The 1,231-nt window shown below is 48.9% G+C and carries 1 protein-coding gene; it reads left to right on the forward strand.

Annotated features, from left to right (window positions below; genetic code table 11):
- Positions 1-1,164: chromosome partitioning protein ParA (locus tag R7F07_RS25050; RefSeq protein ID WP_318110644.1), on the forward strand; the 1,164-nt coding region annotated here is incomplete at its 5' end.
- Between the last annotated feature and the right edge of the window lie 67 nt (positions 1,165-1,231).

The following is a 1,231-nucleotide window of genomic DNA, read 5'->3' on the forward strand; positions in this document are numbered from 1 at the left end:
CCCAGCCGCAGCATCAATATGACGCGTCTGCTGCTTTCTCTCGACAGCACGCCTGAGAATCGTGAGGAAATTGTCTTAGCCAACCGTGTGTTGTCTGATCCTCGCTTTCAAAGCCAGCTCAAGAGTCTCGATCTCAATTATCTGGATGACGCTAAACGACATCTCAACCTCGACTGGGTTTCTGTCGATGAGGCGATTGATCACTTGAACGAAAGCCAGCAGTACATTGAGGAAAACTTTGCCTCTGATGAGATCATCTTTGAACCTCGCGGCATCACGTTCAAAAACATCGTGATCAAAAAGAAAGATTGGCAGGGCCGCGCTTGTGCCTACGATCTGCGCTATAAACATCACCCCAAATATCGCCCCCCTTTTGGTGAGACCCGATTCACCATCACCAAAGATTCGTTAATTGAACACCCGAGTGTTGGCGACCATTTTCAAGGTTGCTTCATATCGCCGAATCACCAAATTACGGAAGATATTGTCGAGCCGATTAGCAAATTTGCGGATTGGTTTAACCTTGTTGGTTGCGCTATCACAGGATGCACCCGCAACGACTTGAACGGCTTCTCTCTTGCAGACTTTGACGATGAAGGCGACTGGAAATATCGCTCAGTCGCGATGAATTTTGACCCAAGCACTGAGCTCTTTATGGAGAAAGTACAAGGTCTCGGGCGCAACAAACACATCCAACACAGCAACCGCACTGAAATGCTGTGGTTTTCCTACCCTAACACCAGCGAACACGACATCGACTACCTCGGCGTGTGGCAGCAAACCCAATATCACCAGCAATCCATGACACAATCGTGTCTGTTAATGCGCCACCAACAAGTGATGCGATTGCCACGCAGCGCCGAGACCTGCCCAACCGATGCAAGCCTATACACCCAAGATGTCACCCGCGAGTTTGCCGATATGTGGTGGGTAAACAATGACGAACCGAAAGCCAATTTGGCGCAAATGAACATCATGGTGCGCTGGTCAACCACTCCGGCAGAAATCAACTACACCACTTGGGAATACTTACCGGCGGGAGCCAACTGGGAGCAAGGCATTTTGTATCGCTACCAACAGAACGTTAGTCGTAACCGAGATGGTTCTGATCATATTGAAACGCATACGATTTCTGAATTTGTCAAAGTGAGTGAAGAGGTATAACCATGGCAACGACTTCAGCCCTAACCCACATTATTCAGCAGTGGCAGTCTGGCAACAAACAAGCCGA

This window comes from Vibrio sp. YT-16, assembly GCF_033337405.1.
GTDB lineage: Bacteria > Pseudomonadota > Gammaproteobacteria > Enterobacterales > Vibrionaceae > Vibrio > Vibrio alginolyticus.